The 15,502-nt window shown below is 42.8% G+C and carries 17 protein-coding genes; 16 read left to right on the forward strand and 1 reads right to left on the reverse strand.

Annotated elements, in window-relative coordinates; translation table 11 throughout:
- Positions 1-4: 4 nt before the first annotated feature.
- The 14 genes from fmt (at position 5) to spoVM (ending at position 12,692) form a co-directional block, all read left to right on the forward strand.
- A complete protein-coding gene (fmt, locus tag AYJ08_RS16865; protein WP_064018691.1) occupies positions 5-958 on the forward strand; it encodes a methionyl-tRNA formyltransferase in 954 nt (317 codons plus the stop codon).
- Between the two features lie 4 nt (positions 959-962).
- Positions 963-2,324, forward strand: coding sequence for a 16S rRNA (cytosine(967)-C(5))-methyltransferase RsmB (gene rsmB, locus AYJ08_RS16870; RefSeq protein ID WP_064018692.1), 1,362 nt, complete (start codon positions 963-965; stop codon positions 2,322-2,324).
- Positions 2,325-2,517: 193 nt separating this feature from the next.
- Positions 2,518-3,588, forward strand: coding sequence for a dual-specificity RNA methyltransferase RlmN (gene rlmN, locus AYJ08_RS16875; RefSeq protein ID WP_064018693.1), 1,071 nt, complete (start codon positions 2,518-2,520; stop codon positions 3,586-3,588).
- A gap of 6 nt (positions 3,589-3,594) precedes the next feature.
- On the forward strand, positions 3,595-4,383 hold the full coding sequence (locus AYJ08_RS16880) for a Stp1/IreP family PP2C-type Ser/Thr phosphatase (RefSeq protein WP_064018694.1): 789 nt from the start codon (positions 3,595-3,597) through the stop codon (positions 4,381-4,383).
- On the forward strand, positions 4,365-6,377 hold the full coding sequence (pknB, locus tag AYJ08_RS16885) for a Stk1 family PASTA domain-containing Ser/Thr kinase (protein ID WP_064018695.1): 2,013 nt from the start codon (positions 4,365-4,367) through the stop codon (positions 6,375-6,377). The genes AYJ08_RS16880 and pknB overlap by 19 nt, the downstream gene beginning before the upstream one ends.
- Positions 6,378-6,395: 18 nt before the next feature.
- Complete coding sequence (gene rsgA / locus AYJ08_RS16890) at positions 6,396-7,295, forward strand: ribosome small subunit-dependent GTPase A (protein ID WP_031413558.1); 900 nt, start codon at positions 6,396-6,398, stop codon at positions 7,293-7,295.
- The gene (rpe, locus tag AYJ08_RS16895) at positions 7,289-7,936 is read left to right on the forward strand and encodes a ribulose-phosphate 3-epimerase (protein WP_064018696.1); all 648 of its coding nucleotides are present in this window, start codon (positions 7,289-7,291) and stop codon (positions 7,934-7,936) included. Before rsgA ends, rpe begins: the two co-directional genes overlap by 7 nt.
- A gap of 702 nt (positions 7,937-8,638) precedes the next feature.
- A complete protein-coding gene (locus tag AYJ08_RS16900) occupies positions 8,639-9,451 on the forward strand; it encodes a transporter substrate-binding domain-containing protein (protein ID WP_064018697.1) in 813 nt (270 codons plus the stop codon).
- 68 nt (positions 9,452-9,519) lie between these two features.
- Entirely contained in the window at positions 9,520-10,179 is a 660-nt protein-coding gene (locus AYJ08_RS16905) for an amino acid ABC transporter permease (RefSeq protein WP_064018749.1), read from the forward strand.
- On the forward strand, positions 10,172-10,894 hold the full coding sequence (locus AYJ08_RS16910) for an amino acid ABC transporter ATP-binding protein (RefSeq protein ID WP_031413565.1): 723 nt from the start codon (positions 10,172-10,174) through the stop codon (positions 10,892-10,894). The genes AYJ08_RS16905 and AYJ08_RS16910 overlap by 8 nt, the downstream gene beginning before the upstream one ends.
- Positions 10,895-11,028: 134 nt before the next feature.
- Positions 11,029-11,205 (forward strand): N-acetyltransferase, encoded by a 177-nt coding sequence (locus AYJ08_RS23630; protein ID WP_157452884.1) that lies wholly within the window; start codon positions 11,029-11,031, stop codon positions 11,203-11,205.
- A gap of 256 nt (positions 11,206-11,461) precedes the next feature.
- On the forward strand, positions 11,462-12,178 hold the full coding sequence (locus AYJ08_RS16915; RefSeq protein WP_064018698.1) for a thiamine diphosphokinase: 717 nt from the start codon (positions 11,462-11,464) through the stop codon (positions 12,176-12,178).
- Positions 12,179-12,405: 227 nt separating this feature from the next.
- Positions 12,406-12,582: a hypothetical protein gene (locus AYJ08_RS24070; RefSeq protein WP_022584347.1), complete on the forward strand. Its 177-nt coding sequence runs from the start codon at positions 12,406-12,408 to the stop codon at positions 12,580-12,582.
- Positions 12,583-12,605: 23 nt separating this feature from the next.
- Positions 12,606-12,692 (forward strand): stage V sporulation protein SpoVM, encoded by an 87-nt coding sequence (gene spoVM, locus AYJ08_RS16920; RefSeq protein WP_035292591.1) that lies wholly within the window; start codon positions 12,606-12,608, stop codon positions 12,690-12,692.
- A gap of 279 nt (positions 12,693-12,971) precedes the next feature.
- Here spoVM and rpmB read toward each other — a convergent pair whose 3' ends face one another.
- Positions 12,972-13,160 (reverse strand): 50S ribosomal protein L28, encoded by a 189-nt coding sequence (gene rpmB, locus AYJ08_RS16925; protein ID WP_003341540.1) that lies wholly within the window; start codon positions 13,158-13,160, stop codon positions 12,972-12,974.
- Between the two features lie 229 nt (positions 13,161-13,389).
- On the opposite strand from rpmB, the gene AYJ08_RS16930 reads away from it, so the two are divergent.
- Both AYJ08_RS16930 and AYJ08_RS16935 read left to right on the forward strand, forming a co-directional pair.
- Complete coding sequence (locus AYJ08_RS16930) at positions 13,390-13,755, forward strand: Asp23/Gls24 family envelope stress response protein (protein WP_003336793.1); 366 nt, start codon at positions 13,390-13,392, stop codon at positions 13,753-13,755.
- A 12-nt stretch (positions 13,756-13,767) separates the two neighbouring features.
- Positions 13,768-15,495 carry a DAK2 domain-containing protein gene (locus AYJ08_RS16935; protein WP_064018699.1) on the forward strand — a complete coding sequence of 576 codons (1,728 nt, stop codon included), beginning with the start codon at positions 13,768-13,770 and terminating at the stop codon, positions 15,493-15,495.
- The last annotated feature ends 7 nt before the right edge of the window (positions 15,496-15,502 follow it).

A 15,502-nucleotide genomic window follows, 5' to 3' on the forward strand; every position in this document is an offset into this window, starting at 1 on the left:
AGTCTTGAAAGATACTCGTATTCTTTTTATGGGAACCCCTGATTTTGCTACACAAAGCTTGGAAGCCCTGATCACGAATGGTTATCAGGTTGTAGGTGTTGTGACACAACCAGATCGTCCGGTCGGCCGCAAACGCGTGCTGACCCCTCCTCCGGTGAAAGAGCTGGCACTTCGTCACGGGTTGCCTGTTTATCAGCCGGAAAAAATTAGGGAGAGCGAAGCCGTTCAAAGTGTGTTGGATGCTACTCGTCCCGACTTGATTGTAACAGCAGCTTATGGTCAAATTTTACCTGTCTCTTTATTGGAAGCTCCTAAACATGGATGCATTAATATACATGCCTCCTTGTTGCCAAAATATCGTGGCGGCGCTCCCATTCACGCCAGCATTATTAATGGCGAGAAAGAGACAGGAGTTACCATTATGTATATGGTACAAGCGCTGGATGCAGGTGATATGATCTCGAAGGTGATTGTACCGATTGAAGAACGCGATACGGCGGCTAGCATGTTTGAAAAGTTAGCGACAGCCGGAGCAGACTTATTGATCGAAACGTTGCCTAAACTATTGAAGGGCGAGATCACACCAGAGCCTCAAAACCACGAGGAAGCTACCTTTGCGCCTAATATTAAACGTGAGAATGAGCGACTAGATTGGAATAAATCAGCGCGGGAAATATATAATCAGGTGCGTGGCATGAACTCATGGCCGGTTGCCTTTACTACTTTTGAAGGCAAAGTGTGGAAAGTTTGGTGGGCCGAAGTAGTGGAGCTAGCTGGCCAACTGGCTACACCGGGAACCATCATCGGCCGAACCGAGGATGGTCTCATCATTGCTTGTGGAGCAGGAAGTATTATCTTGAAAGAAATCCAACCAGAGGGCAAAAAGCGTATGAGCGTGTACGATTTCTTACGCGGTGCAGGCGCTTCAATTGCTTCAGGTTCGAAAGTAGGAGAATAGATTCGTGTCAAAAACGAGAAGTACAACAGCGCGGGAAGTAGCCCTAGATGTTCTAGTGCGAGTAGAAGAGAATCAATCCTATAGCAACCTAGAATTGAAATACGCTTTAGGTGAAGCAGGACTTTCCAAAGCAGATGTAGGATTGGTGACGGAGCTTGTTTATGGAACAATTCAACGCCGAATGACGTTAGATGAAGTGATTGGTCAATTTGTAAAGGGTGGTACAAAAAAACTTCAGGGCTGGGTTCTGCAATTATTACGGATGAGCCTGTATCAGGTTCGTTTCTTGGACCGTGTTCCCGATCGAGCAGCCGTACATGAAGCGGTTGAGATTGCCAAAAAGCGCGGACATAAGGGGATTTCCTCATTAGTCAACGGGGTTTTGCGCAATATTCTTCGCCAACCAGAGGCATGGGACAAACTACCTAAAGGCATAACAAAGCAAATTGCGGTCACCGAGTCACATCCAGAGTGGCTGGTCAAGCGCTGGGTTAAACAATATGGTGAGGAAACGACCAGAGCGATCTGTCACAGCAATAATCAGCCGCCTATGCCAAGCATTCGAGCAAATCGTTTGCGAACAACTGCTGATGCGTTGTTACAAGAAATGAAGGAAGCATTCCCTGAGGCTACAAAATCTGAGCTTACGCCAGATGCTCTTTTGCTGCAAAGTGGACATGCAGCAGGTTCTTCTTGGTTTCAAGAAGGATTTTGCACCATTCAGGACGAAAGCTCTATGCTAGTGGCTCCTGCCCTGCACCTTGCTCCAGACCTACGAGTTCTGGATGCTTGTGCGGCACCCGGAGGGAAAACAACGCATATGGCAGAGTTGATGGGCAATCAGGGGGAGATTCTTGCTTGCGATGTGCATCCTCATAAACGCGAGCTAATTGAACAAAATGCGAAACGTCTAGGAATTACGATTATCACAACAATGGTAGCAGATGCGGCTGATTTAGTAGACCGTAACGTGGGTGAATTTGATCGGATTTTACTAGATGCTCCTTGCAGCGGATTCGGTGTAATTCGCCGTAAGCCTGACCTGAAATGGAATAAAACAGCAGAGGATATAAAAGCGATCTCTGAAATTCAATATGATTTGCTGGAGCGCGTTGCTCCTTTACTAAAGCCAGATGGTTACCTCGTTTATAGTACATGCACAATCGATTCTCAGGAGAATCAAGATGTTGTGGAGCGTTTTATTGCCGAGCACCCAGAGTTTGAGCTGGATAAATCATTGGCAGAAGACTTGCCTACAGGCCTAACTGAAAAGATTGATGCTTCGAAGGGCTATGTGCAGATTTTGCCACACCACTTTTCTAGCGATGGATTCTTTATTGCCAGAATAAAGCGTGTATGTAAATAAATAACGAACTGGTTTACCAGGCTGTATCAGGTGGCAGGAATCAGATCTCTTTGTGAAAAAAGTCAAGTGGAAATCTGCAATTGCGGCTTTCCACTTTTCCTTTTCCGTCACAAAGGGTACAATGAGTGAATGGGGTTTGTTTCTTACCCCCAAATACAATGTAGTTACGACTAGTAAAAAGGTGAATCTTACAATGAACATTACGTCATTTACAGACAATAAACCCTTAATCTATAGCTTGCGTCTTGAAGAAATGAAACAATGGCTGGAAGAGAACGGGGAAAAAGCATTTCGAGCTGCACAAATTTTTGACTGGTTATATGTGAAACGAGTAACAGCATTTGAAGAGATGAGCAACCTGTCGAAGGCCTTGCGTGATAAATTGAATGAGGAGTTTCGTATCAATGCGCTAACCGAAATTACACGTCAGGAATCAGCGGATGGAACAATCAAGTTCTTATTCCAACTGATAGATGGGCATGCCATTGAAACAGTAATCATGCGCCACAATTACGGAAATAGCGTATGTGTAACAACACAGGTAGGCTGTCGCATTGGCTGTACGTTCTGTGCATCGACACTGGGTGGCTTAAAGCGAAATCTGGATGCCGGTGAAATTGTGGCACAGGTATTGCAGGCCCAACGTGCTCTAGATGCAGATGAAGGACGTGTAAGTCATGTAGTTGTAATGGGGATTGGCGAACCATTTGAGAATTTTGAACCACTATTATCCTTCTTGAACATCATTAATGACAATCGTGGATTAAATATTGGTCAACGACATATTACGGTTTCCACCAGCGGAATCGTGCCTAAGATTTATGAATTTGCTGAGCGTGGAGGTCAGGTGAATCTGGCTATTTCCCTTCATGCTCCTAATACAGAGCTAAGAACCAAGCTAATGCCGATCAATCGCGGCTTCCCGTTGGAAAAATTAATGGAAGCTTGTCGTCAATATATAGCGAAAACGGGGCGTCGTATCTCCTTTGAGTACGGTTTGTTTGGTGGACAGAACGACCAGCCGCATCATGCGGAAGAATTAGCCGAGTTAATTGGCGATATGCTTTGCCACGTTAACCTAATACCTGTGAACTACGTGCCAGAACGCGATTATGTTCGCACGGCTAGAAATGATATTTTCACCTTTAAACGCATTTTAGACGATCGCGGTATAAACGTTACAATTCGACGAGAGCACGGCAGTGATATTGCGGCTGCTTGCGGTCAATTGCGTGCGCAACACGCGAAAGAAACGGCAGGGTGATAAAGTATGGAAATAGCGATGAAATCGCATGTGGGATGCGTCCGACAAGTTAACGAGGATTTTTATGCCTGCGCAGTTGACCTAGCTGGACGTGTACTTGCAGTTGTCGCAGATGGCATGGGCGGTCATCAAGCTGGCGATGTTGCGAGCAAAATGGCGGTTGAACGCATTTTAAAAGAAATGAAAAAAGTTGAACATAACATGGCTCCTTTAGAAGAGCGAGAATTATTGATGGATGCTTTACTTCTTGCTAATCAAGAGGTATATGAGTATGCCGAGGCACATCCGGAGTGTAATGGGATGGGAACCACAGTCGTTGCTACACTAGTAGGAAATGATGCGGGTGTCACCGCACACATTGGTGATAGTCGTTTGTATATTTATAAGGAAAATGAGCTGATTCAGCATACAGAGGATCATTCGCTTGTACAGGAATTGTTAAAAAGCGGGCAAATCAATCAAATGGAGGCGTCCCTGCATCCGCAGCGCAATGTCCTGATGAGAGCTCTAGGTACGGAGGATCATGTTCGAATTGATCTGGGACAGTTTGAGTGGTCAGATGGCGAGGTTGTGCTGCTTTGCTCAGACGGATTATCCAACAAAGTACCAGAAGATATCATAGAGGAATGGTTAGCTAAACCAATACCTTTGCAGCAAAGCGTGGACGCACTCGTTCAATATGCACTTGATGCAGGGGGAGAAGATAATATTACTTGTGTGGCCATACGTAATAAAAAGAAGCCTTCGCAAGTCTGTGAGAAAGAGGGGGGAGGAGAATGCAAGGTCAACGACTAGGTGGGCGCTATCAACTTGAGGAAGTGATTGGTGGCGGCGGAATGGCTATTGTTTACAAAGCCAGAGATCTTGTATTAAATCGAATCGTTGCCGTCAAATTGCTAAGACCCCAATTTGGCACGGACGAAGACTTTGTAGAGAGATTTCGCAGAGAAGCGCAAGCGGTAGCAAGTCTTTCGCATCATAATATCGTCAATGTTTATGATGTTGGGCAAGACGATGATATTCATTATATGGTGATGGAATATATCGAAGGCTCAACCTTAAAGGAGATTATTACTGCTCAAGGCGGCATGCTGATGAGTGAGGCGGTTCGAATCGCGATGCAGGTGTGTGACGCACTAGATCACGCCCATCAAAACCAGATCATTCATCGCGATATTAAGCCGCACAATATCATGATTGGAACGAATGGTCGTGTGAAGGTAACGGATTTTGGGATTGCCCGTGCGGTTACGTCACAGACGATTACACAGACGGGTTCGGTACTTGGCTCAGTCCATTATTTTTCTCCTGAACAAGCTCGTGGAGGAATCACGGCAGAGAAATCCGACATTTATTCTCTCGGAATTGTACTGTATGAAATGGTTACTGGCACGTTGCCATTTTCAGGAGATTCGCCCATTACTGTAGCGCTTAAGCATTTACAAGACCCATTGCCTGAACCACGTAAATTAAATCCAGCTATCCCACAAAGCTTGGAGAATGTTATTATTCGTGCTTTGGCTAAGGACCCATTCCAGCGCTACAAGTCTGCACGAGAAATGTATGAGGACTTGGAAACGTGCTTGTCAACAGAAAGACGCCATGAACCAAAGCTTACGTTTGCAAGCGATATAGATGATGAAGAAACACGGGTCATTTCAGCAATCACGCCAGATATGCTGGAGAACAATAAACAAGATAGCTATCAACCGAGAACCTATCCTACCCGCACTCCTCAAAAGGCGGCAAGCACAGAGGAGCAATATAGAGACGAGGAGGAAGAGGAGGAGGAGAACTTGGCTAACAAGAAAAAGGGGATCTGGTGGAAGCGAGGCCTTCTTTGGTCTGGTATCGCTGTTCTATTCATTGTTTTGGCTATTTTTGGTTTTAACCTTGCTATGAAGCTGCTCACTGTTCCAGAAACAGATGTACCTAATGTGATTGGAATGACGAGAGAGCAAGCAGATATGGCCCTGAAAAATGCTGGATTAAGTGCTACGTTTGAAGAGGCCTTTAATGCCGAAGACAAGGGTAAGGTTTTTGAACAAGATCCAGCGGCAACAAGGCGGGTAAAAGAAAATAGCACGGTAATTGTAATGATCAGTAAAGGAAAACAATTACTACCGACTCCAGATTACATTGGTATGTCTCAACAGGAAGCAGAGCAAAAAGCCCGTTTAGCTAACTTTAAGGAAGTAAAGATTGTTATGCAAGAAAGCAATGATGTTCCAGCCGGACAGGTCATGAATCAAGATCCAGTGCCAAATGTTAATCTAGCTTTTGTAGATACTGTTATGACCTTAACGGTTAGTGAAGGAAAAAAACGGACAAAAGTACCAAATGATTTAGTAGGTAATCACTGGGATTTAGCTAAAGCTTCTCTCAACAATGTAAAGCTAAAAGAAGGAGAATTAATACAGCAGGGTTCTTATGAATACCGTGAAAGAGGTATTGTCCTTTCCACAAATCCTCCTGCTAATACTGTAGTGGAAGAAGGTACAAAGGTTAACATGGTAATAAGCAATGGAAAATGGCCTTCTGATGCCAAGATTGTAAGTGTTCCTGTTCATGTTGAGCATGATCCTGTCGAAGTACCTTCTGCAACCATTGAAATCGTTGTAAATGATGCTCGCAAAACGGAACAAAAGCCCATTCATCAATCCATATCAGAGAGCGCTGATTTTAATGTTGAAGTAATCTTGTCGCCAGAGACGAATGGAAAAATCGAGGTTAAAAGGAATGGCGAAACAATCAATACCATAGATGTTGATTATCAATCGTATCCGTAAAACGCTGGAGGTACATGCATGCCAGAAGGGCGAATTGTGAAAGCATTAAGTGGATTTTATTACGTGGCCGATCAAGCGAATCCAGAGCGAATCGTCCAATGTCGAGCTCGTGGCTTGTTTAAAAAGAAAGGGGCAAAGATTACCCCTTTAGTTGGTGATTGGGTCGTATTTGAGGCACCAAATGATCGAGATGGGTATGTGATGGAGATAGAAGAGCGAACAAGTGAGCTGGTTCGCCCTTCTATTGCCAATGTTGATTTAGCTGTCTTAGTGTTCTCTGCTAAGGAGCCTGATATGAGTCCGTTGCTGTTGGATAAATTCCTTGTGCATACGGAGCATGCTGGCATTGATGCGATTATTGTTATTACGAAGGCAGATTTATTAGACGAGGAAGATTGCAGCAGGCTTGTAGCGGAATATGAAAAGGTGGGATATCGAGTGATTCCCACCTCCATTCTTGATCAGCGCGGTGTAGAACAAGTACGTGAAGAGCTGATTGGAAAGCTAGCGGTGTTTGCTGGACAATCAGGAGTAGGGAAATCATCTTTGCTAAATGCCATTTTTCCAGGAATCAGCCTACAAACAGGAGAAGTCAGTCAAAAGCTGGGACGTGGTCGACATACTACTCGCCACGTAGAGCTGCTTCCATTAAAGGAAGGTGGCTATGTTGCGGATACACCTGGATTTAGTTCATTAGATTTTATCAATATGACCGAGCTAGATTTGGCGCAAGCATTTCGTGATTTTGAGCAACGAAGCGATGAGTGTAAGTTCCGGGGGTGTTTGCATATAACGGAACCAAGCTGTGCAGTCCAAGCGGCTTTGCAGGCTGGTGAAATCGTTGAACATCGTTATAAACATTATCTACAGTTCATGGAAGAGTTGAGAGAATACCTGAGGAGGAACAAACAATGGTAAAAATCGCACCATCTATTCTATCAGCTGATTTTGCTCGCTTAGGAGAAGAAATTAAAGATGTAGAACATGGAGGCGCTGACTGGATTCATGTAGATGTAATGGATGGCCATTTTGTCCCTAATATTACAATAGGTCCCTTGATCGTCGATGCGATTCGTCCAGTCACACAACTTCCTTTAGACGTACATCTGATGATTGAAGAACCGGATCGCTATATCGCTCAATTTGCTAAAAGTGGAGCAGATTACATCACTGTTCATCAGGAAGCTTGCCGCCATTTACATCGGACTATTCACCACATTAAAGAACAAGGTGTAAAGGCAGGGGTTGTTTTAAATCCAGCTACTCCAATTAGCACGATCGAGCATGTGTTGGAGGATTTGGATCTGGTGTTATTGATGACGGTAAACCCAGGTTTTGGCGGTCAAAAATTTATACATAGCGTATTACCAAAAATACGTGATCTACGTCATTTATTAAATGAACGTGGTTTATCTCATGTTGATATTGAAATTGATGGTGGGGTAAATGCTCAAACGGCTCGCTTTTGTGAGGATGCTGGAGCGACTGTACTTGTCGCAGGTTCAGCTGTTTATAATCAACCAGATCGAGCAAAGGCGATTGCTGAGATTCGCGGCTAACAAAAAAAGGATGATTCTCTCTTTAATACGGAGAGAGCATCCTTTTTTTATGACCATCTCTGTGAGCTCTCGGATTCGTTTAAGACTATAGGCAAAAAAGAATGAAAAGAGTATGTAAATACTAATATAATAAATGATTATCGTATTATAGTTTTAGGAAAGGAATGAGAATAACGAACCGATGAGGGTCCGTATTATTTTTAGGAGGCTTGATTATCCTGAATAAGGATCAGGCTAAAATAGTATCTCAATCGGAATACCAATTATAGGTAAAGATTGATTACAGTGTGAATCAATAATAGTAATGCGTACCTTGAAGATTAAAGGTGCGCATTTTTATATTTACATGCATATTTGTCTTTGGTGACCTAATAAAGAACAGATATTCATGCATAAAAAATGCATAAAAACCGATAAAATGTATAAATACTGGTGTTGAGCAGGTTATAAAGGCGAATATATGTGAATAGACGATTAGTTTTGATCGCACACTATACAGAGATTTTGTTTAAGCAAAGCTGGTTGAATAAGGATTATGCTTACATACGCATCGTGTTTTTATTAATGTTTAAAAAATATTATTAAATTTTACTTTCTTATTTTTATACATATGGTATTATAAATATAAGTTTTCAGTGTTTCGTAAATAATTGGATTACACACATCGTAGAACATCGGTGTTTCATACAGGAGGGTATTATTATGAGAAAATCTACAAAATCATTTGCAGCACTTGCCTTGTCTACTTTATTATCTGTTTCCTTATTAACAGGCTGTGGTTCTGCTAGTCAGGACAGTGGAAATGCAGCTAACAAAAACACAGATCAAGCAGCAGCTAAAACCTTAACGATGTTCACGTCAGCGGATTACTATCCGTATGAATTCCATGAAACAAAGAATGGCAATGATCAAATTGTAGGTATGGACATCGATATTGCTACTTATATTGCAAAGGAACTTGGTTATGAATTAAAAGTAGTGGATACAGATTTTAATGGTTTGGTTCCTGCTCTTCAATCAAAACGAGCAGACTTCGTAATGGCGGGAATGTCCACTTCACCTGAGCGTAAGAAGAATGTAGATTTCTCCAATAATTATTATGAAGCAAAAAATACATTAGTGAGCAAAAAAGACTCGCCTATTACTAAGCCAGAACAGCTATCAGGCAAACGGCTAGCCGCTCAAATTGGCTCTATGCAAGAAAAGGCCGCTCAAGTGATTGCGAAAGAGGTTAATGGGGTTGAGGTGGTTTCCTTAAATAAAATGGGAGAAATCATTCAAGAGGTGGTTACGGGTCGATCTGCGGCGGCTGTTGTAGAAAATACCATCGCACAAGGCTTCCTGGAGAAAAACCCTGGTTTGCAATCAACGGTTATGACAACAAATAATACAGAAGGTTACGCAATTGCTTTCCCAAAAGGATCAGAACATGTGGAAAAGTTTAATGAAATCTTGAAAAAGATGGAAGAAAACGGTGAAATGGACAAACTGATTAAAAAGTGGCTGGGACAATAATCCCAGTCTGCTTTTTTTTACAGGGCAAGATGATGAAGCAGAGGTGAACATAAAACATGAATACAAGCATACCAATAGATTTTTCATTGCTTAGACCACATATACCCTACATGCTAGAGGGTATGGGGATTACCTTACAATTTACGGTTTTATCGGTTTTTTTCGGATTTATTCTGGGCACAATCCTAACCTTATGCAAAATATCCAATAGCAAATTTTTACAGGTATTTGCTGCTTTTTATACAAGTATTTTTCGTGGTACACCATTGCTGGTTCAGCTCTTATTGATTTATTATGCAATTCCGCAATTAACGGATTATCAGATTCCAGCTTTATTTGCTGGGGTTCTCGCTTTTAGCTTGAATTCTGCAGCCTATTTGTCAGAGACCATGCGCGCTGGAATTTTGGCTGTAGACAAGGGGCAGTGGGAAGCGGCTAAGGCATTGGGGGTTCCTTACTCTCGTATGATGAAGGATATTATTTTTCCTCAGGCGATTCGCAACATTTTACCTGCCATTATGAATGAATTTATTACCTTACTTAAGGACTCATCCTTAGTATCCGTTATTGGAGTGGCGGAAATTTTGCGCCGTGCAGATGTCGTCAAGGGTCAATTGTATATTTATTTTGAGCCTTTAGTGTTTGCAGGCTTACAGTACTATATTTTGGTTATGATTTTAACGCTACTGTCTACATGGCTAGAACGGAGGCTGCGTCGTAATGGTTAAAATTGAAAATTTGCATAAAGCATACGGGAAACTGGAGGTTCTGAAAGGAATCAGTACCAGCATTAAAAAAGGAGATGTAGTTGCTATTATTGGACCGTCTGGTTCGGGTAAATCTACATTCTTACGTTGCATGAATATGCTAGAGGAGCCCACAAAGGGACAAGTAATGATCAATGGGATGGATATTACCAACTCGAAGGGAAACATCCAAGAGATTCGGCAGAAAGTGGGAATGGTGTTCCAGCATTTTCATTTGTTCCCACATATGACGGTACTGCAAAACCTGACCTACGCACCAATCAAGGTAAAAAAACTAACGAAGGCGGTTGCGGAGAAAAAGGGAATGGAGCTTTTGGAACGCGTTGGGCTGGCTGATAAGGCAGGTGTCTATCCAAGCAGCTTATCAGGTGGGCAAAAGCAACGTGTAGCGATTGCGCGAGCCTTAGCAATGGAACCAGAGATTATGCTCTTTGACGAGCCCACGTCTGCTCTTGATCCAGAAATGGTCAAAGAGGTCTTAGAAGTTATGAAAAGCCTGGCGAACTCTGGTATGACAATGGCAATTGTTACACATGAAATGGGCTTTGCTCGTGAAGTGGCAGATCGTGTACTGTTTTTGGATGGCGGGTTGCTCATTGAGGATGCCTCCCCGCAGGAGTTTTTCACAAATCCAACAAGTGAACGCGCCCGTCAGTTTTTGGAAAAAGTATTATAAAAAGCCGAAATGAAAAGTAGTGTAAAAGGCAGGTGTTGTCCCTATTGGACAGCACCTTTTTTCGTGTCCAAGCTCATTTTTATTCAATTCTGTGTTGAGGTAATGGTAGTATTCAGAGTAGTGATTTTTGGTATGTGATGACTACAAATGATAATCTAGAAGCGCTTCGTTTTTATCAACGGCGGGGCTTTGTCATTACAGGCATTAGAATAAATGCCGTAGAAATAGCCAGACAAATGAAACCAACGATTCCTGTGGGAGACTTTGGTATTCCAATACGAGACGAGATTGACCTAGAATTTGTATGGTAGCAAGCCTATTTTTTTGATTTGATACCTGTCTACCTGCTTTAAGGGGATGGCTATTTTAAAAAAAACTCTGTCTATACCTTCTTTTTAACAAGAATAGGCAGGAGGTTTTTATTTTTTCAATGGATTTATACTAGGCTTACGTTTACTTCCCCTAGGAGCGACCGTACAATATAGAGTAGCTTCCTAAATTAGCTAAAACAATTAGATATGAAAAAACTACTAAGAGGCACGTGCTAGAGAAAGGAATGTAAGCATAATGATTGATTTTACTATACATATTTGCACAGGTGGAGACCTCGATATGCTGCCGCAGATGGAGAGAGAGGATTTATTAATCGGAGTGGATGGGGGAGCGATTGCTTTACTAGAAGGAGGGATGATTCCGCATATTGCCGTGGGGGATTTTGATACCATTCAGGAAGAGGGGCTTAGACTGCTTCAGGAGGCAGGTATTGCTATTAAAAAGTTCTCCGCCATGAAGAATGCCACTGATACGGAAATTGCCATAGAAATCGCTATGGAGGCTGCACGAGAGCATTTGCGTGATTTAGGTGCTACACTAGATAGCGAGGATGGTGTTGTGCATTTATATCCAGATCATCGCTTCAAGATCGTAATGTACGGGGCGGTAGGTAGTAGATTGGATCATTCGCTTGCAAATTTATCACTGTTAAAAAAAGCGCATCGTGAAGGTGTCTGGATGGAGATTGTTAATCGACAAAATCGTGTCATGCTGTTATCCGATCATTTTCCAAGCGTCAATCTTCGCGGACATTCCGGTGAATTTCTGTCCTTAGTGCCAGCTTCGCAGGAGGTGACCGGCATTTATTTAACAGGCTTTGCTTATCCATTGACCGATGCGACTATTGCATTTGGCTCCTCTATTGGGATTAGTAATGAATGGGCAAGTGAATATGGCAAAATAGAACGTGCATCAGGGGATTTATTTGTGATCGCAGCTAGGGATTGTTAAACGCCTTACACAAGCTTTTGCTTCTTACCTGCTGCTATTGATTTTTCTAGAAAAACTAGCAACAAATGAACTTTGGACGCATATAAATATCAGGTAGGCAGGTACTGTTCTTACGTCATGAAGTTTTTCTATTTTTCCCCGGCATACTGGACATATGTTTGACCCTCTTCGGAATATGTATGTAATAGCTTTATTACGGAATAAGCCTAAGGGGGGTGCGACCTGGTATGAGTTTTCGCTCGTTTCACGTGAAGCAGGGGATGGCAATCAAGCGCGTTCTCGGAGTCATTTTTGGAGTGGGTGGACTTATCCTCATTTTGAATACGATGCCCCTCTGGGTGTGGTATGCCATCTTGGGAACAGCACTCATAGCAACAGGCTGGTTTTTATTTCATCACAAGTAATTCCGGAGTAAGGAGGGGTCAAGATGCGTTTCTATACGATCAAGTTGCCGAAAATTCTAGGTGGTATGGTTCGCGCCATGATTGAAGCTTTCAATAAGAAAGCCAAGTAAACGCTGAGGATGTGGCTCAGATGAGAGGCGACATTCGATTGCCCATCAGCATTTTAAACAGGCATTCACCCTGTATTTTTGGTAGGTGGATGCCTTGGTATTTATGATGATTCCCATCTTAGGGGATAATAATAGTAAATAAAAAAAGCACCCAAGAAAGGTGCTTTTTTTACATGTTACATGTAAGTGCAACGTTGTCGTATCTAGTTAAAGACTAGACAGACCCATTCTATGACGAATCAAACAAATTGATTCGCTTCTAGCTCAGCCTTTGCTGAGTTATACGCGAGTTACAAGACCAGATTTCAAAGCTCTAGTGCTTACATAAACGCGTTTTGGTTTCCCGTTAACAAGGATGCGCACTTTTTGAACGTTAACACCCCAAGTACGGCGGCTAGCACGCATAGAGTGAGAACGCGCATTACCAGCTTTCGCTGTTTTTCCAGTAACAAAACATTTACGTGACATTTACATCCACCTCCCTTGAAGCTATTAAACAAGCCCAATACGGGCATAAGAACAGCTTGATCCATAGTATCATAGCAAGCTGTCAATTGCAATACTTGACAGGAAATTCCCTGTGGCTATTTCGACAAATGAAAAAACCTTCAAATCGTACTTTACTTATAGTAGAATGGGGTGAAGTACAAGATATACCATTATACGGATTGGTCTTTTGTAAAAGGAGGAACCTGAAATGCCAGTTGAAATGAATACACCTCTTGGAAAAATTGACGTTAGTGAGGAAGTAATCGCTCGAATTGCTGGTGGGGCCGCCATGGAAGTATTTGGACTGGTGGGTATGGCTTCCCGTAAAGCATTAAAGGACGGAATTGCAGAACTTCTAAAAAAGGATAATTTGAGTAAAGGCGTTGTTGTTCGCAATGAGAATAACGATGTTAGCTTAGATTTGCATATTATTGTGAGCTATGGTACAAAGATTTCTGAAGTGGCTGGCAATGTGCAGAGCCGTGTGCGATATACACTCGAACAAACGCTAGGAGTCGAGGTATCGGCGATTAATATATATGTCCAAGGGGTCAGAACAGACCGTGAACTGTAAGGAGGAAATGTAGTGGTACACAAGCGTCTTGATGGCGTGCAATTTAGTCAGATGGTTTATCTAGGCGCCAATAACCTGCATACGAACTACAAAATAGTAGATGCTTTAAACGTGTTCCCTGTTCCAGATGGCGATACTGGTACAAATATGAATCTTACGTTTACAGCTGGTGTAGAAGAGCTTTCCCGTAAAGAGTCTGCACACATCGGTAATTCAGCTCAGGCGTTGGCAAAAGGACTTTTAATGGGGGCTCGCGGAAACTCAGGTGTTATTTTGTCTCAATTATTCCGTGGATTTAGCAAGGTGGTGGCAGGTAAGGAAACCATCGATGCTCGCACGTTTGCAGATGCATTAAAAATGGGTGTGGATACAGCATATCAAGCGGTAATGAAGCCAGTAGAGGGTACTGTTCTTACTGTAGCACGTGAAGCTGCTGAAATGGCTGTTAAAATCTCTCGCACGACGGATGACATCCTCACTGTGATGGACAAAACCTTTGAACAGGCAAAGCTTACCCTAAGCCAAACCCCTGAATACCTGCCTGTCTTAAAAGAGGTAGGCGTTGTTGACTCCGGTGGGCAAGGATTGGTTTACATCTATGAGGGCTTTGTTCGCGCCTTGCATGGTGAGAAGGCTGTTGAGCAAAAACAGATGCCTGGCAAAGCTGCGACGTTACAGGATATGAGTGATCTGGTTGAAGAGAAGCATAGCGCTCAATCTCAATTAAAAACAGAAGACATTCTGTATGGATATTGCACGGAGTTCATGGTGTATTTGACTGGAAGTACAGAAGCGAATAAAAAGCCGTTTGCTGAAGCCACATTCCGTGCGCAATTAGATACAATGGGAGATTCATTGCTGGTTGTATCTGATGAGGATGTCGTAAAAGTACATATTCACGCTGAGCACCCAGGAAATGTGCTTAACTATGCACAGCAATTCGGTTCACTACATCGAATTAAAATTGATAATATGCGTGAACAGCATTCCAATATCCTGCGTGAAGAAACAGCTCACGTGACTTCTGAAGAAGTACAGGCTGAGCCAGCATCTACAGCATTCAAAGATGAGCAAGAGCTCCCAGTACCTTATGGAATTATTGCGGTAGCAGCAGGAGACGGAATCGCGGAGATTTTCCAAAGCTTAGGAGTACAAGTAGTGGTACAAGGTGGACAAACCATGAATCCAAGTACGGAAGACTTCGTAAAAGCTATTGAAGAGCTTCACGCTGAAAAGATTATTATCCTGCCAAATAATAAAAACATCATCATGGCTGCGCAACAGGCGGCTGTATTGGCAAGTGTACCTGTTGCTGTTGTTCCGACGAAGAGTGTGCCACAAGGGATGGCAGCGTTGGTGGCATTTAATGGCGGAGAAGAATTAGAGAGCAATAAAGAAATGATGACAAAAGCGCTGGAGCAGGTAAAAACAGGGCTGGTTACGCATGCAGTTCGAGATACCAAAATGGGGGATGTCGAAATTGCAGAGGGTGACTTTATTGGAATCAACGAAGGAACCATCATTACAGCACAATCAGACATGATGGACAGTGCTATGGAGCTTTTGAAAAACATGGTAGATGAAGAGACAGGGCTGGTTACAATTATCTATGGTGAAGGTGCTTCCGAAGAGCAGGGGGCCCTACTAGAGGAAATGCTAGCGGATTTATTTGAGGATGTGGAAGTTGAGATCCTTTCTGGTAGACAACCACTTTATCCTTTCATTTTTGCTGTCGAGTAAGAGAGGA

The sequence above is a fragment of the Brevibacillus sp. SKDU10 genome, from assembly GCF_001645205.1.
GTDB lineage: Bacteria > Bacillota > Bacilli > Brevibacillales > Brevibacillaceae > Brevibacillus_B > Brevibacillus_B halotolerans.